Consider the following 21,694-nt stretch of genomic DNA (forward strand, 5'->3'; position numbering starts at 1 on the left):
AGGCTAGGGGGTGGCTTCGGCGGTTGGTGCTTTAAGCGAGACGGGTGCGGGTTCAGCCGGTGCGGCAAGCACCTGCCGCGAGGTCTCTGCAATCCAAGCGATGCCATAGAGCGCCGCCGTTCCGACAAGAGGCAGAACCCACGGCATCCACTGCGCCTCTGGCCGCGCCATCATCGCCACCTGACAGATCAGCGCCAGAACGGTGCCGCTGGCAAAGACCAGCAGACCATGCCGCCCGATCAACCGAACCGGGCTGGCCAGGGCATGGGCCGACAGGCGGGTGACGGTCTGCAACTGTGACAGGAAATATCCCAAGGCCAGAATGTGAACGAACCGCGGGGCGGAGAGATAGGTCTTGTCGTGCGAAGTGATGTTGAAGGGCACCCCGGCCTCTCTCAAATGATGCATTTGCAGGTTCAGGAAACGGCCCAAACCCGGCACATAGCGCCATGCGAAGACGCCCAGCAGGACGGCGGCGGACAGCCAGAACAGCGCTTGCGAGTTCGGGAAAAAGCGGCAGCCCTGCCGCTGGCTCAGACCCACCAGCAGCCCGCAGACAAAGATCGCTTGCCATGCGAAGGGGTTGAAGAACCAGCCGCCCGGGTTGGGGTAGTTCGGCAGGTTAAGCCGGAAGACACCGGTCAGCAGCCAAAGCACCAGCGACAGCGCGAGAAGCAGGCGCGGCCAGCGCAGCCCTAGCATGATCGCCGCCGGGGCGCAGATCAGCAGGACCGAATAGGCGGGCAGGATGTTCACATAGCCGAACTGATGCGTCAAAAGCGGTATCCCGATCACGCTTTGGGTCGGGTTTTGAAAGAGCTGCCGCATGTTGATCTTGGTCAGGAAGGCGGCCTCTGTCGTGATCTGGAAGGCGGCGGCGAAGATGGCTAAGGCCACTGCTGAGAGCAGGAGCTGCACCACATAAAGCGACCACGCCCGTTTCCACAGGGGCGCGATGGCACGCCAGAGGCCGTGACGCACCCTGCCTCGCGCGATGAAACGGGGCGTATAGGCCAAGCCTGCGGCGATGCCGGACATGAGGAAGAACGCCTCTGCCGCGTCGGCGAAACCGAGGTTGCGGATGGTCAGGGCCTCATAGGGGTTGCCCGGGACGTGGTTGATGAAAATCATCACCAGCGCCAGCCCGCGAAACAGGTCGATGCGCGGATCGCGGGCGGATTTGGGAGCCGCGCCGGCAGCCAGCGCGGCGGGCGACAGCCCGGTGTTAGGCGGTGGCATGGGGCAGATCCGCCGCTTTGGGTTCTGGCATCAGATGTTCGTCATTCCACGTCAGCCGCCAAACGTCGCAGATACTGTCGTATTCCGCGACGACATCGCGCGGCGCGGCATCCTCGGGCACGGCGAAAAGCCTGCGGGGCAGGGGGCGGGAGGTCCAGGCGATGAGCAGCGGGGCCAGCAGCATCGGGACCGCGACGGGCAGCAGCCAGACGGTCAGATCGGGCGCGACCCATTGCACCGCCGCGAGGATCACCGCGCCAATGAACACGATCCACCGGCCCGCAGCCCAGCCATCGGCCAAACTCAACTGGCCCTCGTTCCGTTGGTTGGCGGGCCAACCGCCGTCTTGGCCCGAGAGGACCTGCATCACTGCCCGGCTGTGGTAGAGCAGCATCAAAGGGGCCAGAAGCGTGGTTAGCACGATCTCGGTCAGCACCGAGAGCGCCATCCGCAAAGCACGGCCAAAGTCGCGCGCCCGGTCGGTGAGAAGCGCATGGATCAGGATCAGCAGCTTTGGCACCACCAACAGCCCAGCACGCCCAAGGCCAGCAGCGTGATCTCGCGCGCGCTGGTATCGGGGAAGACGGGGAAAAGCTGATAGGGGCCGGGAAAATACTCCGGCGGCGGCGCGTAGAGCGTGCTGATCGCCGAGGTGATCAGAAAGGCCGCCCAGAGAAGCGAGACGACATAGGCGGTCACATTCTGCAAAAAGACAAAGCGGCTCCACCCCGCCAAGCCGGGCGCGAAGATCAGCCGCGCATGTTGCAGGTTGCCTTGGCACCAGCGCCGCTCGCGCCGCGCGAAGGAAAGGACGTTTTCGGGGCCCTCCTCAAAGGAGCCGCCCAAGGTCTCATCCACCTCGACCTTCCAACCGGCGCGGGCGAGCAAGGCCGCCTCGACATAATCATGGCTCAGGATATGCCCGCCCAAGGGTGGCGGGCCAGAGAGTTCGGGCAGGCCACAGCTTTCGGCAAAGGCGCGGACGCGGATGATCGCGTTATGGCCCCAAAACGGCCCCGTGGCCCCCTGCATGCGGGCAAGGCCACGGGTGAAGATCGGCCCATGGAACCACGAGGCGAACTGCAAGGCGCGGCCAAAGAAAGACCGCGCGCCGATGATCTTGGGCAGGGTCTGCAAGAGCCCCAGCTGCGGATCGGCCTGCATCCGCGCGATCATGGCGCGGATCGTCTCGCCCTCCATCAGACTGTCGGCGTCAAGGATCACGGCAAAGTCATAGGCCCCGCCGTAGCTGCGAATGAACTCTTCGATATTGCCCGCCTTGCGGCCCGCATTGTCCTGCCGCCTGCGGTAGAAGATGCGGCCTTGGCCCTCGGTCTCGCGCAGCAGGCGGGCGAAGGCGAATTGCTCTTTCCCGGCCAGCGCGTCATCGCGTGTGTCCGACAGAACCACGAAATCCGCCGTAACCCCGGCCCGGGCGACGGAGCGGTCAATCGCGGCGATGCGGGCGAAGGTGGTAAGCGGGTCTTCGTTGCAGATGGGCACCGCGATCACCGTGCGCGGCTGCGGTGCCTCAAGCGCGGGGCGGGGCGGCGTCGATCTGCCGCCGAAAAGCCCGATCAGCGCCAGCAACGCCCCCCAAGCCAACCAAGCGGTGGTGGCGAAAACGAGCAAGGCCCGGAGGCCGTCCCAGCCGCTGAACCCATCTCGCGCCGCAGCCTCGGCCAAAAGGGTCGCGGCAAGGGCTGCGGCGCCGAGCGACAACAGCAGGGCGACCGCCCGTGCAAAACGGGTCGGGCCATCCGCCGCGATCTGCCTGTGCTGGGGTGTCATGGTGCTCAGGCCTTACGCCGCAGCAGAAATGCCCGCGCAAGGTCGGCCAGCCCGGCCAGATGGCCGCGCCGTTCCAAGCTCTGCCGTGGCATCGCAAGCGGGGCAGCGGGCGGCATCCAGTTCTCGGCCTCGCCAGCCATTGCAGAAGTGGGGGTCGTCGCGTCTTGAAGGGTCATGCGTTGATCCATTGGTACACCCATGTCTCTGTCAGATTGCGGTCATATCCCGATAGAACTGCCTTGATTTCGACGATGGCGTCAGGCTCGGCGCGCAGTTCCAGCACCAGCCGCCATTCGTCCCTGCCATCCACCCGGCTTAGGATCGCCTCCACGATCTCGCCGTTTTGTGCGCTGGTGACGGGTTCAAGCTCGGCGTCGCTCGGCATATCGCTGAGCTGTCCGCCGGCGAAGTCGATGACGAATTTGCGGGTCTCGGTGTCTGCCTCAACACCCGCCACCCCGCCATGGCCCGAGCGCAGCCGCACCACGCGGCCAAGGGTCTGCGGCGTCGCGCCCGGCGGGGTCATCCCCCAGTGCATGCGGTAGCCGTAGGCCAGTTCATCGCCCGCGCGGGTCTCCCCTTCGGGGATCCAATAGGCCACGATGTTGTCATTGCCTTCCAGATCCGAAGGTATCTCGACCAGCCGCAGCGTGCCTTTGCCCCAGTCGCCCATGGGTTCGATCATCAGCGAGGGGCGGCGTTCGTAATGGGCCTGCGCGTCGAGGTAATGCTCAAAGTCCCGATTGCGCTGCGCCAGCCCGAAAGACCGCGGGCTCTGCGCCCCGAAATAGGAACTCGCCAAACGCGGCGGATTGTTCAGCGGGCGGCAGAGGGTGGTATCCTTGCCTGTGTTCAGCACCAAGACTTCGCTGTCATGCACCGCGGGGCGGAAGTCGTCGAAATTGCCCTTATCCGCGCCATTGTGCAAAAACATCGAGGTCAGCGGCGCGATGCCAAGCTGTTTGATGTCTTCGCGCAGGAAGAGCCGCATGGTGACTTCGACGGTGGTGTCTTCGCCCGGTGTGATCACGAATTGATAGGCCCCGGTCACCGAAGGGCTGTCGAGCGCGGCATAGATCGTGACGCTATCGTCACCCGGTTCGGGGCGGCGCAGCCAAACCTCGCTGAAGCGGGGGAATTCCTCACCTTCGGGCAGGCCGGTGTTGACGGCCAATCCCCGCGCGCTGAGACCATAGAGCGTGTCCTTGCCCAAGGCGCGGAAATAGCTCGCCCCTTGGAAGACGATCAATTCATCGAAAATATCGGCCCGGTTGAGCGGGGTGTGCAGGCGGAAACCGGCGACGCCCGGCATCTCGGCATTGGGCGGGATCGACTTGGCGAGTTCTTCGTCGTCATACTCAAAATCGGCGGTGGTAAAGCCCATCGGTTCCACCGCGTCGCCCCGGACCTCGTTCATCTTCACCGCTTCCTTAAACAGCCAGCCGGGGTGGAAGGCGTGCAGCCTGAAGGCCACGCCCTTTTCCTGCCAGCGGGCCTGCTCGGGCCGGAACCGGATGCGCTGGTAGGCGTCATAATCCAGATCGGCAAGGAAGCCTTCGACCGGCTTCGGGGCCACATAGGAGGTCTGGGCCAATCGCCGCATATCTTCGACCAGTGCGTCGAAGGTGAAGGAGGCGGCGGGCACCTCCTGCGCCGCGCTGTGCCGCGGCATGAGCGCGGCGGCAAAGGACGCGGCGGAGAGGGTGAGGAACTGGCGGCGTTCTAGGGTTTCGGACCGCTGTTCAATCGGTCGTGCAGTCGGGAAATTCGGCAAAACAATACCTCAGAAGACACGTTAAGAGTGTGCAATTTTTCCCCTATCTAATCTTTTTGCGGAGGCTGGAAACTTGATATTGCAACTATCAGCGGATTGCCGCAGGGCAGCGCGGAAAACCGCCGATCCGGCTGCTGCGCGGCGGGGGCTGCACAAATTTTCGCCTTGATTTCCGTAGGATCGGCTCTTTTTTGTGACAATCGCCCTGCGATGGTGGCAAGATTTTGCGGCGCTTTGAGGCGTGTTTGGGCGGGATCGCGCCCCACCCCCGCGGGAGGGCGGCGCGCGGTGGGGGTCAGACGGCGTCGAGCCCTTCGGCCAGCAAACGCTCAAGACTGCGCATCTCGGCCTCCGTCAGGGGAATCCCCTTGGCCCGCGTCTCGGCACGCGCCTTGAACCGGCGCTGCGAGGGCAGCCGCGCCCCTTGCCCGGTGATCGCATCAAAGAGGGTTTCCGCCCGCGCGAAGGGGTCGCCGGGGCGGCCTGCGGCAAACGTTTTGGGGTCGAAGGCGATGATCAATTCGCCATGGGCGGGCGCAAGGGTGAGCGAGCCCAAGGCATCGCGCGCTTCAGGGCTGGTCAGGTCACCGATCATCACCCCGGCAAGCAATTCGATCATGGTCGAGATGGCCGATCCCTTGTGACTGCCGAAGGGCAGCATAGCCCCGGCGAGGGCGGCTTCGGGGTCGGTCGTCGGGCTGCCATCGGGTGCGATGGCCCAGCCTTCGGGCAGGGGCGTGCCCGCGCGGCGGTGCAATTCGATCTCCCCCGCGCGGCGACGCTGGTGGCGAAATCGAAAACGTAAGGGTCGCCCCCTTCCCGGGGCCAGCCAAAGGCGAAAGGGTTGGTCCCCATCAAGGGGTCGGTTCCGCCCGAGGGGGCGACGCTGGCATAGCTGGGGCACATGGCCATGGCTGCAAGGCCCATCTCGGTCAGCGCCTCGATCTCGGGCCAGAGGGCGGCGAAATGGGTGCAATCGTTGATCACCATGGCGGCGATTCCGGTGGTGCGGCAACGCTCGGCCAGCACCGGCGCGCCTGCTTCGAAGGCCGCGTTGGAGAAGCCGCCGCCTGCGTTCACGCGCACCACGGCGCTGTCGTCATGATGCACCTGTGGCACGGCGTCGGGCACCACCTTTCCCGCCTTGATCGTGCGCAGGCAGCCTTCGATCCGGTAGATGCCGTGGGATTTGCAGGCATCGCCTTCGCCCGCGACAATCACCCGCGCGAGGGCGGCGGCATTCAGGGGCGACAGGCCCCCGCCTTGGAAAATCCGAATGACCATCGCGGTCAGGTCATCGTGAGAGAGGGTTGTGTCGGCCATCTGAAACCTCGCAGGGCTTGGGTTGCAATCATGCATACATCATGTATGCAGATGCGGAGAGACGCAAGCTGACACCGGGCCGCGGCCCGCAAGAAAGGATAGAAGATGGCCTTTACTCCCCACGGCAAACACCTGATCGCTGGCGAATGGATCGCCACGGATGATCGCTTTAGCTCTAGCCCCGCCCATGGGCCTGCGCATGACTTCTCGGTCGGCACGGTGGAACTGGTCGACCAAGCCTGCGAAGCCGCCGAAGCTGCGTTTTGGGACTATGGCTATTCCAGCCGCGCGACCCGCGCCAAATTCCTCAACGCCATCGCCGATGAGATCGACGCCCGCGGGGCCGAGATCACCGAGATCGGCAGCCAAGAAAGCGGCCTGCCCGAAGCGCGGCTCGAAGGGGAGCGGGGCCGGACCGTGGGCCAACTCCGCCTTTTCGCGGCGCATATCGAAAAGGGTGACTATCTGGACCGTCGCTTCGATGCCGCCATGCCCGACCGCCAGCCCGCCCCGCGGCCCGCGATAACTATGGTCCAACGCCCCATCGGCCCCGTGGCCGTCTTTGGCGCGTCGAACTTCCCGCTGGCTTTCTCCGTGGCGGGCGGTGACACCGCAGCGGCGCTGGCGGCGGGCTGCCCGGTCGTGGTCAAAGGCCACTCCGCCCATCCCGGCACCGGAGAGATCGTGGCCGAAGCGATCCATGCCGCGGTTGAAAGCTGCGGCATGCCGCGCGGGGTCTTCTCGCTGATCCAAGGCGGCAACCGCGCCGTGGGGCAGGCCGTGGTGCAGCATCCGCTGATCAAGGCCGTGGGCTTCACCGGCTCGCTCGCCGGGGGCCGGGCGCTCTTCGATCTCTGCGCCGCGCGGCCAGAGCCGATCCCCTTCTTTGGCGAGTTGGGCTCGGTCAACCCGATGTTCATGCTGCCCGCCGCGATGGCGGCACGGGCCGAGGAGCTTGGCAAGGGCTGGGCGGCATCGCTGACCATGGGCGCGGGCCAGTTCTGCACCAATCCCGGGATCGCCGTGGTGATTGACGGGCCGGGCGCCGACGCCTTCGTGCAGAACGCGGCAACAGCGCTGCAAGACGTGGCCCGCAGGTCATGCTGACAGACGGTATCGCGGAGGCCTATTGCGCAGGGCGGGACAAGTTCAAATCCGCGCCAAGCCTGCGCCAGGTGCATCTGGCCGACAGCGAAGGCCGCACCGCCGCGCCTGCCCTCTTCGAAACCACGGGCGAAGAGTTCAAGGCCAATCCGACGCTGCACGAAGAGGTCTTCGGCCCTCTAGGCTTGGTGGTGCGGGTCTCTTCGCTCGAAGAGATGCGCGCGCTGGCGTTGGAACTGGACGGGCAATTGACCATCACCCTGCATATGGATGACGCGGATGTCGACGCCGCGCGCGACCTCATGCCGGTGCTGGAGCGCAAGGCGGGTCGCCTGTTGGCCAACGGTTTCCCGACAGGGGTCGAGGTGGTGGATTCCATGGTGCATGGCGGGCCGTATCCGGCCAGCACCAACTTCGGCGCGACCAGCGTGGGCACCCTGTCGATCCGCCGTTTCCTGCGGCCCGTGTCCTATCAGAACCTGCCCGAGGCGCTGCTCCCGGAAGACGCGGCGGAATAATCTAAGATCGGAAAAGCCGGGCCGCGCGCCCGGCTTTTCGCATTTGTTACGCCGTGGGGGCAGCCCGACCGGCTGCTCTTTCGCGACCATGCTGGCCAGGCTGGAATGTATCAAAAATATGTCGACATGCCGGTAAAAGTTAAAAATACATATTGTATTTTTAATGAAGACATTGTTCCTTCATACCACCCCGCACCCCGTCCAGAGAGAGTCGGGGGCGACCAACCCAAGAGGGAGATACCTATGAAATTCACGCAACTCGCCGGGAGCCTCGTGGCTGCGACCGTGATCGGCACAGCCGCTCAGGCCGACAAACTGGACGACATCATTTCTTCGGGCACGCTGCGCTGCGCCGTGGTGCTGGACTTCCCGCCCATGGGCTCGCGCGATGACAGCAATACGCCCGTTGGCTTCGATGTGGACTATTGCAATGACCTGGCCGCCGCCCTTGGCGTCGAAGCCGAGATCGTGGAGACGCCCTTCCCCGACCGTATTCCCGCCCTCGTCTCGGGCCGTGCGGATGTGGGTGTTGCCTCCACCTCTGACACGCTGGAGCGCGCTAAGACCGTTGGTTTCTCGGTGCCCTATTTCGCCTTCACCAACGTTGTGCTGACCCGCGAAGACGCGGGCGTCGACAGCTTTGAAAGCCTCAAGGGCAAGACCGTGGGCTCCGTCGCGGGCACTTTCGAAGCCATCGCGCTGGAAGAGCAGGTCGACGCATGGGACGAAGGCAGCTTCCGTTCCTACCAGAGCCAAGCGGACGTCTTCCTGTCGTTGGCCCAAGGCCAGATCGACGCGACGGTCGTGACCTCCACCGTGGCCTCCTCCATCGTGGCGAGCGGCAAGTTCGACGGTTTGACCATCGCGGGCGATGCGCCGTTCGACGTGGACTATGTCGGTCTGATCGGCCTGCGTCAGGAATACGGTCTGCTGAACTACCTCGACCTCTTCGTGAACCAGCAGGTGCGCTCGGGCCGTTATCAGGAACTGTTCGACAAATGGGTCGGCGGCGAGGCGCCGGATCTGACCATCGCCAAAGCCTATCGCTGATGAATGCGGGGGCCGCGACCTGCGGCCCCCCTGCCGATAACCGCTGATCGGAGCAAGAGATGGGCAACTATACCTTTCAATGGCGACAGGCCTTTCGCGCCTTACCAGAGATGCTGGAAGGCGCGCTGGTCACGCTGCAAATATCGATCCTGTCGATGCTCATCGGCATTGCCATCGCCGTGCTGCTGGCCGTGGGCCGGGATGCCAAATCGGCTTGGCTGCGGGCGCCTGCGACCGCATGGGTCGAAGTGGCGCGCAACACGCCGGCGCTGTTTCAGATTTACATGGCGCATTTCGGGCTCGGGTCTTTCGGGATCTATCTCAGCCCCTACGCCGCGCTGCTGGCCGGGATCGCCTTCAACAACGCGGGCTACCTTTGCGAGACGTTCCGCGGCGCGATGCGCGCCATTCCGGGCACGCAGCTGCGCGCCGGGCGGTCACTGGGCATGGGGCAGGCCAAGGCGTTTCGCTTGATCATCCTGCCGCAGATGTTCCGCATCTCGTTCCTGCCGACGACGAACCAGATGATCTGGGCGATCTTGATGACCTCTCTGGGTGTCACGGTGGGGCTGAATTCGGATCTCGCCGGGGTGACGCAAGACCTCAACGCGCGCAGCTTCCGAACCTTTGAATTCTTCGCATTGGCGGCGGTGATCTACTACGTGATCGCCAAGACCGTGATGCTTGGCGCACGGCTGCTTGCCGCCCGCCTGTTTCGCTACTGAAGGAAGAGAATAGATGTTTGATACGGCTCTGACCTTCAACGACCTGTTGTTCATGCTCAAAGGCGCGGGGGTGACGCTTTCGGTCACCGCCTTCGCGGTGGTGGGCGGCACGCTGCTGGGGGTGTTCTTCGGGGTGCTGCGCAGCCAGATCAGCCCATGGGCGGCGCTGCCGCTGACCTTCGTGCTGGATATCTTCCGCTCGGTTCCGCTGCTGATCCAACTGATCCTTGCCAACGCTTTTCAGGCCATCGCGGGCTGGGGGATTTCGCCCTTCGTGACCTCCTGCATCGTGCTGGCGCTCTATACCTCGGCCTATTGCACCGAGATCGTGCGCGGCGCGATCGAGGCGGTGCCTTCGGTCACCCGCCGTGCGGCGCGCTCGCTTGGCATGACATGGGGGCAGGATCTCACGCAGATCGTCTTTCCCATGGCGCTGCGGGTCGGCCTGCCCAGTTGGATCGGCCTGACGCTTGGCGTGATGAAAGACAGCGCGCTGGTGATGTGGCTTGGCATCATCGAATTGCTGCGCGCCTCGCAAATTCTGGTGACACGCCTGCAAGAGCCGATGTTCATCCTGCTCGTGACCGGCGCGATCTACTTCGCGCTCAGTTTCCCCATTGCCCGGCTTGGCAGCCGCTTGGAAAAAAGGTGGCAAGAAAATGATTGAGATTGAAAACGTCCACAAATCCTTTGGTGCGCTTCAGGTGCTCAAGGGCATCGACCTGACCGTGCAAAAAGGCGAGGTCGTCTCGGTGATCGGCGGCTCGGGTTCGGGCAAATCGACGCTCTTGACCTGCATCAACGGGTTGGAGCCGATCGACAGGGGCCGCATCGTCGTCGACGGGACCGAGGTTCACGCCCGCGACACCGACCTGAACAAGCTGCGCCGCAAGATCGGCATCGTGTTCCAGCAGTTCAACGCCTTTCCGCATTTGACGGTGTTGGAAAACGTCACGCTGGCCCCGCGCAAGGTCAAAGGCATCGCCCGCAAAGAAGCCGAAGAGATCGCAGTGCAGCAGCTTTCGCATGTCGGTCTGGCCGATAAGCTCGATGTTTACCCTAGCCGCCTGTCGGGCGGGCAGCAGCAGCGGATGGCGATTGCGCGTGCATTGGCGATGTCGCCCGATTACATTCTCTTTGACGAGGTGACCTCGGCCCTCGACCCGCAACTGGTGGGCGAGGTGCTGGACACGCTCAAACTGCTGGCAGATGAAGGGATGACGATGATCTGTGTCACCCATGAGATGAGTTTCGCACGCGATGTGTCGGACCGTGTGGCCTTCTTTCACAAGGGCGTCATGGCCGAGATCGGCGCGCCGGATCAGATCTTTGGTGATCCGCAGCAAGAAGAGACCCGTCAATTCCTGTCGAGCGTGCGGTAATGAACCAAACCCCGGTGACGGTCGTCGGCGCGGGCGTGGTGGGCCTGTCCATCGCGCTGGCGCTTCAGGCGCGCGGGCTACCCGTGCGGGTGATCGACCGTGAAGGCCCGGCGGCGGGCGCTTCGGCGGGCAACGCGGGTGCCTTTGCATTTACCGAGATCCTGCCGCTCGCCTCGCCCCGGATGATCCGGCAGGCGCCGAAATGGCTGCTTGACCCGCTGGGGCCGCTGTCGGTGCCGCCGCGCTATGCCGGGCGGATCGCCCCGTGGATGTGGCGTTTTTGGAAAGCAAGCTGGCCCGCGCAGCTGCGGGCCTCGACCGTGGCGCAGACGGCGCTGATGAAACTCTCGCAAGCCGCGCTCGACCCGCATCTGGCGCTGAGCGGTCTGGCCCATATGCTGCGCCATGACGGACAGTTGCAGGTCTATGAAAGCGAGGCCGAGTTTCGCGCCTCCCTCCCCGGATGGCAAGCCCGCGAAGAGGCGGGGATTGCCTTCACCCATCTCAAGGGTGATGAGATTGCGGCCTATCAGCCCGGTCTCGCGCCCGGCTTCACCCATGCGACCTTCACCCCGGAATGGCAATCGATCTCGGATCCGCACGACTATGTGCTGGCGATGGCCGAACGCTTCCGGGCGGGGGGCGGAGAGATCACCATCACCGGCGCCGAGCGGCTGGTCGCAGGCGGGGTCGAGACCTCTGATGGGTTCATACCGGGCCGCGTGGTGCTGGCCGCCGGCGCACATTCGCATCACCTCGCGCGGACCGCTGGCGCGAAAATCCCGCTTGAGACCGAGCGCGGCTATAACACGACCCTGCCCGCCGGGGCCTTCGACCTGAAGCGCCAGATCACTTTCGGCGGCCATGGCTTTGTCATCAGCAAGGTGGGCCACGGGCTGCGCGTCGGCGGGGCGGTGGAACTCGGCGGGCTCGACCTGCCGCCGAACTTTGCCCGGGCCGATGCGATGCTGAAAAAGGCCAAGCGCTTTCTGCCGGGGCTCGACACCTCGGGCGGCACGCAATGGATGGGTTTTCGCCCCTCACTGCCGACAGCCTGCCCGCCATCGGCGCGCTGCCAAGCCGCCCGGATGTGTTCTGCGCCTTTGGCCACGGGCATCTGGGCCTCACCCAATCGGCGGGCACCGCCGCCATCATCGCGGATCTTATGACCGGCCAAGACCCCGGCATCGACCTGACCCCCTTCTCTCCCGCCCGTTTCTAGAGGCTGACATGACGCAACACACATTTCCCTGTATCGACGGCCATACCTGCGGCAACCCGGTACGGCTCGTCACCGGCGGCGCGCCGCTGTTGAAGGGCGCGAACATGCTGGAAAAGCGCGCCCATTTTCTGGCGGAATACGACTGGATCCGCACCGGTCTGATGTTCGAGCCGCGCGGGCACGACCAGATGTCGGGCGCGATCCTTTACCCACCGACGCGGGATGATTGCGACATCGCAGTGCTGTTCATCGAGACCTCGGGCTGCCTGCCGATGTGCGGCCACGGCACCATCGGCACCGTCACCATCGCGCTTGAGAACGGGCTGGTCACCCCCGCCACCCCCGGCCAATTGCGCCTTGAAACCCCTGCCGGGCGGGTCGATGTGACCTACCGGCAAGAGGGGCGTTTCGTCGAAGAGGTGCGCCTGACCAACGTGCCCGCCTTCCTCCACGCCGAAGGGCTGACGGCAGAGGTCGAGGGTTTGGGCGAAGTGGTGGTTGATGTGGCCTATGGCGGCAATTTCTACGCCATCGTTGAGCCCCAGAAGAACTTCCGCGATATGGCGGATTTCTCGGTCTCCGAACTGGTCGGTCTGAGCCCCAAACTCCGTGCCGCGCTCAATGCGAAATATGTGTTCACCCACCCCGAACATCCCGCGATCAACGGGCTGAGCCATATCCTCTGGACCGGCGCCCCCCGCGCGGGAGAGGCGCACGCCCGCAACGCGGTTTTCTACGGTGACAAGGCGATCGATCGTTCCCCCTGCGGCACTGGCACCTCGGCGCGGATGGCGCAGTTGGCGGCCAAGGGCAAACTGAATGTGGGCGATGATTTCGTCCATGAATCCATCATCGGCTCCATGTTCAAAGGCCGTGTTGAAGCGGCGGCAGAGGTGGCCGGCAGGCCCGCGATCATCCCTTCCATCGCAGGTTGGGCGCGGGTGACGGGTTTTAACACCATTTTCATCGACGAGCGTGACCCCTTCGCGCACGGCTTTGTCGTCACCTGAATTGGAGGGGTTCCACATGGCGCAAATCATCGTTCCCGCCGCAGCCCAAGGCGCGGTGCTGGCTTCCTCTGAGGGGCTGAGTTTCTGGGGCGGCGTCGATCCGGCCACGGGCAAGGTCATCGATGCGCATCACCCGCTTTGCGGTCAATCGCTCGCGGGGAAGATCCTGCTCATGCCCACCAGCCGCGGCTCTTGCACCGGCAGCGGCGTGCTGCTGGAACTGGCGTTGAACGGTCATGCCCCTGCTGCCCTCGTGTTTCGCGAGGCCGAAGACATCCTGACCTTAGGCGCGCTGATCGCGGGCAAGATGTTCGACAAGCCGCTCGCGGTGCTGCGCCTCGGGGCCGAGGATTACGACCTGCTCGCCAAATCCCGCAGCGCGCGGATCACGCCTGAGATGCTCAGCACCGATGACTGGGATCTGCCCCTGTCGGACAGGCCCGCCCGCGCCCTGCATCTCACTGCCGAGGATCAAGCGATGCTGGACGGGGCCGAGGGCAAAGCCGTGCAACTGGCGATGGAGATCACCTGCACCATGGCGCAGGGGCAGGGGGCCGAGCGGCTGGTCGACGTGACGCGCGTGCATATCGACGGCTGCATCTACGCCAGCCCCGCCAACCTGCTCTTTGCCCAGACCATGGCCGATATGGGCTCGAAGGTGCGCGTGCCGACGACGATGAATGCGATCTCGGTCGATCACGGCAATTGGCGCGGTCAAGGCGTGCCGCCGGATTTCGGCCTGCCCGCCAGCCGTTTGGCCGACGCCTATGTTACCATGGGCGCGCGGCCCAGTTTCACCTGTGCGCCCTACCAATTGCCCGCCCCGCCCGAACGCGGCGAATTCATCGCGTGGTCGGAGTCAAACGCGGTGATCTATGCCAATAGCGTGCTTGGCGCGCGGACGGTGAAACATCCCGATTTCCTCGACCTGTGCATCGCGCTCACCGCGCGCGCACCGCTCTCAGGGGTCTATCTGGAGGAACATCGCGCCCCGCGCCGGGTGATCGAAGTGGAACTGCCCGCGGAGTATGACGAGGCGATCTGGCCGATGCTGGGCTGGCTCGCGGGGCAGGCCGCCCCGGACCGGATCCCGGTCCTGCGCGGGTTGGAGGGGGCCGCCCCGAATGAGGATGACCTCAAAGCGCTCTGCGCGGCCTTTGGCACTACTTCCGCAGCCCCGATGCTGCATGTGGCTGGGGTCACACCCGAAGCCGACCTGCCCCCTGTCGCAGAGGCCGATACGTTCCGCCTCACATCCGATGACCTGCGCCGCGTTTGGCGGCAGTTCAACGCCGGGGCCGCGACGGTCGATCTCGTGGCCTTCGGCAGCCCGCATTTCTCGCACGCCGAATGCCGCGCGCTCGACACCGCCCTCGCCGGGCGCAAGCGCCATGCCGACACGGCTGTCATCGTGACGCTCGGCCAAGACACGCTGCAAGCGGCGCGCGATGACGGCACCGTGGCGCGGCTGGAGGCCGCGGGCGTGCAGGTGGTGCCCGACATCTGCTGGTGCTCGATTTCCGAGCCGGTTTTCCCGCCCTCGGCCAAGGTGCTGATGACCAACTCGGGCAAATACGCCCATTACGCCCCGGTCTGTCGGGCCGGGCCGTGCGCTTTGGCAGTATCGCCGATTGTGTGGAGGCCGCCGTGTCGGGGCGTGCGGGGGAGGCATTGCCGAGATGGCTGACCGAGGAGGAGACGAAGGATGCGTAGCAGCAAGACGGTGCATGTGATCTCGGCCCATGCCGAGGGTGAGGTGGGCGATGTGATCGTGGGTGGTGTCACCCCGCCGCCGGGTGAGACGCTGTGGGAGCAGAGCCGCTGGATCGCGCGGGATGAGACCCTGCGCAACTTCGTGTTGAACGAGCCGCGCGGCGGGGTGTTTCGTCATGTGAACCTGCTGGTCCCGCCGAAAGACCCCCGCGCCGATGCGGCCTTCATCATCATGGAGCCGGAGGACACGCCGCCGATGTCTGGTTCCAATTCGATCTGCGTCTCGACCGTGCTGCTCGACGGGGGCATCCTGCCGATGACGGAGCCTGTGACGGAGCTAACCCTCGAAGCGCCGGGCGGGCTGGTGAAGGTCCGCGCCGAATGTCGCAATGGCAAGGCGGAGCGTATTTTCGTACAGAACCTGCCAAGCTTCGCGGCGCGTCTGGATGTGCCGCTTGAGGTCGAAGGGCTGGGCACGCTCACTGTCGATACCGCCTATGGCGGCGACAGTTTCGTCGTCGTCGATGCCGCCGCCATGGGGTTTTCGCTAGAGGCCCATGAGGCCCATGACATCGCGCGGCTTGGCGTGCGGATCACCGATGCGGCCAATGCGGCGATGCGGTTCGACCACCCTGAGAACCCCGATTGGCAGCATTTCTCTTTCTGCCTGTTCGCCGGTCCAGTCACCCGCGATGAGACCGGCCTGCGCGCCGGGGCGGCGGTGGCGATCCAGCCGGGCAAGGTGGACCGTTCGCCCACTGGCACCGCCCTTTGCGCGCGGATGGCCCTGCTGCACGCGCGGGGGGAAATGGGACTGGAGGACAGCCTGACCACCGTGTCGCTGATCGGGTCGACCTTCACGGGGCGCATCTTGGGCGAGACGCGGGTGGGCGAACATACGGCCATCCAGCCAGAACTGTCGGGCCGGGGCTGGGTCACGGGCATCCACCAACATATGCTCGACCCCGATGACCCTTGGCCGGGCGGCTACCGCTTGTCCGACACATGGGGTGCGCGCGGCTAGGCGCGCCTTTTGCCACGTTGAACCCCGCCGCCCGGGGCAGCCCCGGGGCCAATCTTTACAACCTCGCGCCGCCTCGGCGCGAAGCCGCCGTGTTTGGCTGACGCGAGGCAACGTCTTGCATGTGCTCTTCGTTTTCGATTGATTACTTTTCAATCAGAACACGAACTTTCAAACAACGGAGAGTCACCATGAAGCTACGCACCACACTCGCATCCTCCGCATTGGCGCTAAGCCTTGCCTTTCAGGCCCATGCCGCCGATGTGCCCGAGGGCGTGAATCTTGCCGAAGATCAGACCTATACCTTCTGGCTGCTCGACGCGATCAAGTCGATGGACCCGCAGATCAACACCGACGTCGAAGGCTCGGACGTGCTGCGCAACCTTTTCGAGGGGCTCTACAACGAAGATGGCAACGGTGAGCTGGTCCCCGGTGTGGCGCTCGACCACGAAGTTTCGGAAGACGGCAAGACCTATACGTTCAACCTGCGCGACGACGCCAAGTGGTCCAACGGGGAGCCGGTCACGGCGAATGACTTCGTCTATTCATGGCGCCGTCTGGCCGACCCGGCGACCGCCTCGGAATACGCCTGGTACATGGAGTTGATGCAGGTCGAGAATGCGCCCGAGATCATCGCCGGGGACAAGTCCCCTGATGAGCTGGGCATCCGCGCCATCGACGACCACACGCTTGAGGTCAAGATCACCACGCCGCTGCCCTATTTCCCGCAGATGCTGGTGCACGGCTCGACCTTCCCCGTGCTGCAAAGCGTGGTTGAGGAACATGGCGACGACTGGACCGATGCGGGCACGCTTGTCGGAAACGGCGCCTATACGCTGGTCGAGCACCAGCTGGGCGAGCGTGTCGTGATGGAAAAGAACGACACCTATTGGGACGCCGAGAACGTGGTGATGGAAGAGATCATCGCGCTGACGATCAACGACGTGAACCAAGCCCTGACCCGCTATCTGGCCGGTGAGCTGGACCGCGTGGACATCCCCGCCGGTCAGTATCCCCGTCTGAAAAAAGAGTATCCCGAACAGGCGGTCTCCACCCCCTATAACTGCTCCTACATCTACATGCTGAACGTGGGTGAGAAGGGGCCGGAGGCGTTGAAAAACGTCAATGTGCGCAGGGCGTTGGCCTATGCCATCGACCGCGACATCATCGTCGACCGCATCCTGCAGGGCGGCCAGAAGCCTTCGTACAACTGGACCCACTGGGCGATTGCCGATTTCGAGCGTCCCGAACTGGACTGGGCCGATAACATGGATCAGGCGCAGCGTGTGGAGAAGGCCAAGGAACTGCTGGCCGAGGCGGGCTACGGCCCCGACAACCCGCTGGATCTGACATTGCAGTACAACACCTCGGAAGATCACAAGAAGATCGCCATCGCCGCGTCGCAAATGCTCAAGCAGATCGGTGTGAACCTCACGCTCGACAACTATGAGTGGAAGGTCCACACCGACCGGATGCAGAACCAAGACTACGACATGGCGCGTTACGCTTGGTGCGGTGACTACAACGAGGCGTCGACCTATCTCGACCTGCTGACCTCCTATTCGGGCCATAACAACGGCGAGTTTTATAACGACGCCTATGACACGCTCATGAAGGACAGCAAGACCGCCGAGGATCCGCAGCCGCTTTATCAAGAAGCGGAGAAGATCTTGGCCGAGGAAATGCCGATCATCCCGATCTACCATTACGCGAACGTCGACATGATCGCGGAAGACATCGAAGGTCTGCCCGAGAACAACGTGAACAACACTTGGTACGGCAAAGACCTCTACCGTACCGCAGAGTAACCTCTCGACATTCGGGCAGCCCGGCGGTTATGGCACGGGCTGCCCGATTCTATTCTACACCCCCACAAACCCCGTATTCGGAGCGCGCGCCTCTTGCTCAGTTACATCCTCAAGCGCCTTGCCATCGCTATTCCGACGCTTCTGGTTTTGATCGTCATCTCTTTCCTGCTGATGCATTCCGCCCCCGGTGGCCCCTTCACCTCCGAGCGCGAGTTGCCGCCGCAGGTGCTGGCGAACCTCAATGCGAAATACGGGCTGGACGATCCCCTTTGGAAGCAGATCACCTCCTACGTCTGGGGCATCGTGACCGAGTTCGATTTCGGGCCGAGCTTCGTCTACAAGGACCGTTCGGTGAACGAGATCATCGCCCAAGGTTTCCCGATCACGCTGACGTACGGCCTTTTGTCCTTCGCCGTGGCGGTCATCGTCGGTGTGAGCCTCGGCGTCGCCGCCGCCGTGCGGCACAACTCGGCGCTGGACTATGCCGCCGTCGGCGTCTCCATCGGGGCGCAGGTGCTGCCGAACTTCGTCATGGCGCCGATTCTCGTGCTGGTCTTCACGCTCTGGCTCGGCTGGCTGCCGGGCGGCGGATGGCAGGGGCCGGAATACTGGATCATGCCGGTGATCGCGCTCTCGACCTCCTTCATGGCCTCAATCGCGCGGATCACCCGCTCGTCCATGCTCGAGGTGCTGACCTCGAACCACATCCGCACCGCCCGCGCCAAGGGCCTGCCCGAGCGCCGGGTGATCCTGCGCCACGCGCTAAAACCCGCGATGCTGCCGGTGATTTCCTACCTCGGGCCCGCCTTCGTGGCGATGATCACCGGCTCCGTGGTGGTCGACATCTATTTCTCCACCGGCGGCATCGGCAAAGCCTTCGTCGATTCGGCGCTGAACCGTGACTACGCGGTGATGATGGGGGTGACGATCCTCGTCGGTGCGCTGACCATCTTCTTCAACCTCGTGGTCGACATCCTTTACGGGTGGATCGACCCCAAGATCCGGTACTGACATGGTGATGACATCCGAACAACGGGTCGAGACCAGCGAGATCGCCGCCAAGGGCCGCTCCCCCTGGGCTGACGCGCGGCGGCGGTTCTTCCGCAACAAGGCGGCGCTGATGGGGCTGGTGATCCTCGGCTTCGTCGTGGCCTTCGCGCTCTTCGGCAACAGCCTCGCACAATGGTCGAACGAGGAGCTCGACTACAACGTCATGGGCCAGATTGTCGAACTGGGCGGCCCGTCGATCGAGAGCGGCCATTACTTCGGCACCGACGATCTGGGCCGTGACCTCTTTGCACGCACCGTGCAGGGCACCCAGATCAGCCTCGCCGTGGGCCTCGTCGGTGCGCTGATCGCCTGTATCGTCGGCACGCTCTACGGCGCGGTGGCGGGCTATTTCGGCGGGCGCACCGACAGCATCATGATGCGGCTTGTCGATATCTTCATGGCCGTGCCTTACATGTTCGTGCTGATCCTGCTCTTGGTCATGTACGGCCGCTCGATCACCATCCTCTTTGCCGGTGTCGGCCTGATCTCATGGATGGAGATGGCCCGCATCGTGCGCGGCCAGACCCTGACCATCAAGGGCCGCGAATTTGTCGAGGCGGCCCGCGCCACCGGCGTTTCCGCCCCGGTCATCATCCTGCGCCATATCGTGCCCAATCTACTGGGGGTGATCGCCGTCTATGCCACGCTGCTGGTCCCGCTGATGATTCTGACCGAGAGCTTCATCTCTTTCCTCGGCCTTGGCGTGCAGGAGCCGCTGACCTCCCTCGGGGCGCTGATCTCCGAAGGCGCGGGCACCATCGCCTATGGCACCACCTGGCAGTTGGGCTTCCCGCTGCTGTTCTTCTGTCTCACGCTCTTCGGCCTGTTCTTCATCGGCGACGGGCTTCGTGACGCGCTCGACCCCAAGGATCGCTGATGTCTCTGCTGGAAATCGACAAGCTCAACGTCACCTTCGAGGGCGACGACGGCCCCGTTCACGCGGTCAACGACCTGTCGCTCTCGATCGACCGGGGCGAGACCCTCGGCATCGTCGGCGAAAGCGGCTCGGGCAAGTCGCAGACCGCCTTTTCGATCATGGGCCTTCTGGCGCCGAACGGCCGCACCGGCGGGTCGATCCGCTTCGACGGGCAGGAGATTCTCGGCGCCAAGCCCAAGGTGCTGAACAAGATCCGGGCCGAGCGGATCGCGATGATCTTCCAAGACCCGATGACCTCGCTCAATCCCTACATGCGGATTTCCGAGCAGATGGCCGAGGTGCTGACCCTGCACCAAGGGCTGTCCAAGCGCGACGCACTGGCGGAATCGGTGCGGATGCTGGACGCGGTGAAAATCCCGGCGGCCAAGGAGCGTATCCGCCTCTTCCCGCATGAATTCTCTGGTGGCATGCGCCAGCGTGTGATGATCGCCATGTCGCTGCTCTGCAAACCGGACCTGTTGATTGCGGACGAACCGACCACCGCGCTCGACGTTACCGTGCAGGCGCAGATCATGGACCTCTTGGGCGATCTACAAAAGGATTTCGGCATGGCCACGATCCTCATCACCCATGACCTCGGCGTCGTGGCGGGCTTCTGCGAGCGGGTGCTGGTCATGTACGGCGGCCGCGTGATGGAGCAAGGCCCGACCGAGCCGCTTTTTGCCGAACCCACGCATCCCTACACCCGCGGTCTTCTAGCCGCCGTGCCGCGCGTTGACGACGAGGACGCCACCATGAAGGCGATCCCCGGCAACCCGCCCAACATGGCCGCCCCGCCCGAAGGCTGCCCGTTCCGTCCGCGCTGCGATTACGCCGGCGACGATTGCCGCGTGATGCCGCCCTTGGCCCCCTTCGACGGCGCGCGCGCTCGCGCCTGCCACCGTCCCATTGCGGAGGTCACCTCATGAGCCCGCTGCTTTCCGTCCGCGACCTGCACGTCAAATTCCCGATCACCCGCGCCGGCGACATGCCTTGGACCAAGCCGCGCATCCTGCATGCGGTCAACGGGGTGAGCTTCGATCTGGAACCCGGCAAGACCCTCGGTGTCGTGGGCGAATCCGGCTGCGGCAAATCCACCCTCGCGCGCGGGCTGATCCAAATGGTCCCGTCCGAGGGGCAGGTCATGTGGCAGGGTGAGACCGATCTACTGTCGCTCAGCCCCGCCGGATGAAACCCTACCGGTCCGAGATCCAGATGGTGTTTCAGGACCCGCTCGCCTCACTCAACCCGCGTATGACGCTGGGGCAGATCATCGCCGAGCCGCTGAAGACCCACCGCCCCGACGTGCCCGCCCGCGAGCGCCGCGCCCGGGTGGCGCAGATGATGGAGCGCGTGGGCCTGCTGCCGCAGATGATCAACCGCTACCCCCATGAATTCTCCGGCGGCCAGTGCCAGCGCATCGGCATCGCCCGTGCGCTGATCGTGGAACCCAAGCTCCTGATCTGCGACGAGCCGGTTTCGGCGCTCGACGTCTCGATTCAGGCGCAGGTGATCGAGCTTCTCAAAGAGTTGCAGCGCGATCTGGGGCTCGCGATGATCTTCATCGCCCATGACCTCAGCGTGGTAAAGAACATCTCGGACGAGGTCATGGTGCTCTATCTGGGCCGCGTGATGGAGAAGGCGCCGAAGGCGCAGCTCTACGACGATCCGCAGCATCCCTACACGCAGGCGCTGCTTTCCGCCGTACCGATCCCGGACCCAATCGCCGAGCGCGCCAAGCAGATCGTGCCGATGAGCGGCGACATGCCCTCGCCGATGAACCCGCCCTCGGGCTGTGTCTTCCGTGGCCGCTGCCCGCGGGCGCAGGCCGATTGCGCGCAGGTGGTGCCGCAACCGGGCGAGTCGCTGCATCAGGTCGCTTGCATTCACCCCGGCCCGCTGCAAGCCAGCGAGACCGCAGCGCAGTAAGTCTGCGGGCGGTACCGGAATGAAAACTCCAGAATAATCAACCCCTCAGGGGCGGCGTGCGTTCGCCGCTGCCTCGCCCTATCCGCGAAAAATGATATACGTCTATCAAAAATGATTGA

At 64.3% G+C, this 21,694-nt stretch carries 14 protein-coding genes and 5 pseudogenes; 14 read left to right on the top strand and 5 right to left on the bottom strand.

Annotated elements, in window-relative coordinates; genetic code table 11:
- Positions 1-3 precede the first annotated feature (3 nt).
- The 5 genes and pseudogenes from CUR85_RS17130 to CUR85_RS20605 all read right to left on the bottom strand — a co-directional run bounded on the left by CUR85_RS17130 (position 4) and on the right by CUR85_RS20605 (position 6,163).
- Positions 4-1,239, bottom strand: a complete 1,236-nt coding sequence (locus tag CUR85_RS17130) for an OpgC family protein (RefSeq protein WP_067265091.1) — start codon at positions 1,237-1,239, stop codon at positions 4-6.
- Positions 1,226-3,030 (bottom strand): annotated as a pseudogene (gene mdoH, locus CUR85_RS17135) (glucans biosynthesis glucosyltransferase MdoH). Before mdoH ends, CUR85_RS17130 begins: the two are co-directional and overlap by 14 nt.
- A 5-nt stretch (positions 3,031-3,035) precedes the next feature.
- Positions 3,036-3,206 (bottom strand): hypothetical protein, encoded by a 171-nt coding sequence (locus CUR85_RS17140; protein ID WP_156505591.1) that lies wholly within the window; start codon positions 3,204-3,206, stop codon positions 3,036-3,038.
- The gene (locus CUR85_RS17145; protein WP_082851917.1) at positions 3,203-4,702 is read right to left on the bottom strand and encodes an OpgD/OpgG family glucan biosynthesis protein; all 1,500 of its coding nucleotides are present in this window, start codon (positions 4,700-4,702) and stop codon (positions 3,203-3,205) included. The genes CUR85_RS17140 and CUR85_RS17145 overlap by 4 nt, the downstream gene beginning before the upstream one ends.
- Positions 4,703-5,099: 397 nt before the next feature.
- Positions 5,100-6,163, bottom strand: a pseudogene (locus CUR85_RS20605) (Ldh family oxidoreductase).
- A 69-nt stretch (positions 6,164-6,232) separates the two neighbouring features.
- Between CUR85_RS20605 and CUR85_RS17155 the strand changes: the two are divergent.
- The 14 genes and pseudogenes from CUR85_RS17155 (at position 6,233) to CUR85_RS17220 (ending at position 21,575) form a co-directional block, all read left to right on the top strand.
- A pseudogene (locus CUR85_RS17155) lies at positions 6,233-7,749 on the top strand (aldehyde dehydrogenase (NADP(+))).
- 243 nt (positions 7,750-7,992) lie between these two features.
- Positions 7,993-8,799 (top strand): ABC transporter substrate-binding protein, encoded by an 807-nt coding sequence (locus CUR85_RS17160; protein WP_067260893.1) that lies wholly within the window; start codon positions 7,993-7,995, stop codon positions 8,797-8,799.
- Positions 8,800-8,858: 59 nt separating this feature from the next.
- The gene (locus CUR85_RS17165) at positions 8,859-9,524 is read left to right on the top strand and encodes an amino acid ABC transporter permease (protein ID WP_067260891.1); all 666 of its coding nucleotides are present in this window, start codon (positions 8,859-8,861) and stop codon (positions 9,522-9,524) included.
- A 13-nt stretch (positions 9,525-9,537) separates the two neighbouring features.
- On the top strand, positions 9,538-10,191 hold the full coding sequence (locus tag CUR85_RS17170) for an amino acid ABC transporter permease (protein WP_067260889.1): 654 nt from the start codon (positions 9,538-9,540) through the stop codon (positions 10,189-10,191).
- Positions 10,184-10,906 (top strand): amino acid ABC transporter ATP-binding protein, encoded by a 723-nt coding sequence (locus CUR85_RS17175; protein ID WP_067260887.1) that lies wholly within the window; start codon positions 10,184-10,186, stop codon positions 10,904-10,906. Before CUR85_RS17170 ends, CUR85_RS17175 begins: the two co-directional genes overlap by 8 nt.
- A pseudogene (locus CUR85_RS17180) lies at positions 10,906-12,011 on the top strand (NAD(P)/FAD-dependent oxidoreductase); the annotation flags it as partial. The gene CUR85_RS17175 and the pseudogene CUR85_RS17180, both read left to right, overlap by 1 nt.
- Positions 12,012-12,136: 125 nt before the next feature.
- Positions 12,137-13,138, top strand: coding sequence for a 4-hydroxyproline epimerase (locus tag CUR85_RS17185; RefSeq protein WP_067260883.1), 1,002 nt, complete (start codon positions 12,137-12,139; stop codon positions 13,136-13,138).
- 16 nt (positions 13,139-13,154) lie between these two features.
- Positions 13,155-14,825 carry a cis-3-hydroxy-L-proline dehydratase gene (gene lhpI / locus CUR85_RS17190; protein ID WP_343245487.1) on the top strand — a complete coding sequence of 557 codons (1,671 nt, stop codon included), beginning with the start codon at positions 13,155-13,157 and terminating at the stop codon, positions 14,823-14,825.
- Positions 14,826-14,843: 18 nt separating this feature from the next.
- Positions 14,844-15,875: a trans-3-hydroxy-L-proline dehydratase gene (locus tag CUR85_RS17195; RefSeq protein ID WP_067260879.1), complete on the top strand. Its 1,032-nt coding sequence runs from the start codon at positions 14,844-14,846 to the stop codon at positions 15,873-15,875.
- A gap of 188 nt (positions 15,876-16,063) precedes the next feature.
- Positions 16,064-17,680, top strand: coding sequence for a peptide ABC transporter substrate-binding protein (locus tag CUR85_RS17200; RefSeq protein ID WP_067260877.1), 1,617 nt, complete (start codon positions 16,064-16,066; stop codon positions 17,678-17,680).
- A 93-nt stretch (positions 17,681-17,773) separates the two neighbouring features.
- Positions 17,774-18,691 (top strand): oligopeptide ABC transporter permease OppB, encoded by a 918-nt coding sequence (gene oppB / locus CUR85_RS17205; RefSeq protein ID WP_067260875.1) that lies wholly within the window; start codon positions 17,774-17,776, stop codon positions 18,689-18,691.
- Position 18,692: 1 nt separating this feature from the next.
- A complete protein-coding gene (locus CUR85_RS17210; protein ID WP_067260873.1) occupies positions 18,693-19,607 on the top strand; it encodes an ABC transporter permease subunit in 915 nt (304 codons plus the stop codon).
- Positions 19,607-20,575, top strand: coding sequence for an oligopeptide/dipeptide ABC transporter ATP-binding protein (locus tag CUR85_RS17215; RefSeq protein WP_067260871.1), 969 nt, complete (start codon positions 19,607-19,609; stop codon positions 20,573-20,575). Before CUR85_RS17210 ends, CUR85_RS17215 begins: the two co-directional genes overlap by 1 nt.
- Positions 20,572-21,575: pseudogene (locus CUR85_RS17220) on the top strand (ABC transporter ATP-binding protein). The gene CUR85_RS17215 and the pseudogene CUR85_RS17220 overlap by 4 nt, the downstream one beginning before the upstream one ends.
- Positions 21,576-21,694 lie beyond the last annotated feature (119 nt).

It is taken from the genome of Sulfitobacter faviae, assembly GCF_029870955.1.
Lineage (GTDB): Bacteria > Pseudomonadota > Alphaproteobacteria > Rhodobacterales > Rhodobacteraceae > Sulfitobacter > Sulfitobacter faviae.

Coding starts and splice junctions, on each gene's coding strand:
- CUR85_RS17130 (WP_067265091.1), bottom strand. CDS start 1,239: ATGCCACCGCCTAACACCGGGCTGTCGCCCGCCGCGCTGGCTGCCGGC.
- CUR85_RS17140 (WP_156505591.1), bottom strand. CDS start 3,206: ATGACCCTTCAAGACGCGACGACCCCCACTTCTGCAATGGCTGGCGAG.
- CUR85_RS17145 (WP_082851917.1), bottom strand. CDS start 4,702: ATGCCGCGGCACAGCGCGGCGCAGGAGGTGCCCGCCGCCTCCTTCACC.
- CUR85_RS17160 (WP_067260893.1), top strand. CDS start 7,993: ATGAAATTCACGCAACTCGCCGGGAGCCTCGTGGCTGCGACCGTGATC.
- CUR85_RS17165 (WP_067260891.1), top strand. CDS start 8,859: ATGGGCAACTATACCTTTCAATGGCGACAGGCCTTTCGCGCCTTACCA.
- CUR85_RS17170 (WP_067260889.1), top strand. CDS start 9,538: ATGTTTGATACGGCTCTGACCTTCAACGACCTGTTGTTCATGCTCAAA.
- CUR85_RS17175 (WP_067260887.1), top strand. CDS start 10,184: ATGATTGAGATTGAAAACGTCCACAAATCCTTTGGTGCGCTTCAGGTG.
- CUR85_RS17185 (WP_067260883.1), top strand. CDS start 12,137: ATGACGCAACACACATTTCCCTGTATCGACGGCCATACCTGCGGCAAC.
- lhpI (WP_343245487.1), top strand. CDS start 13,155: ATGGCGCAAATCATCGTTCCCGCCGCAGCCCAAGGCGCGGTGCTGGCT.
- CUR85_RS17195 (WP_067260879.1), top strand. CDS start 14,844: ATGCGTAGCAGCAAGACGGTGCATGTGATCTCGGCCCATGCCGAGGGT.
- CUR85_RS17200 (WP_067260877.1), top strand. CDS start 16,064: ATGAAGCTACGCACCACACTCGCATCCTCCGCATTGGCGCTAAGCCTT.
- CUR85_RS17210 (WP_067260873.1), top strand. CDS start 18,693: ATGGTGATGACATCCGAACAACGGGTCGAGACCAGCGAGATCGCCGCC.
- CUR85_RS17215 (WP_067260871.1), top strand. CDS start 19,607: ATGTCTCTGCTGGAAATCGACAAGCTCAACGTCACCTTCGAGGGCGAC.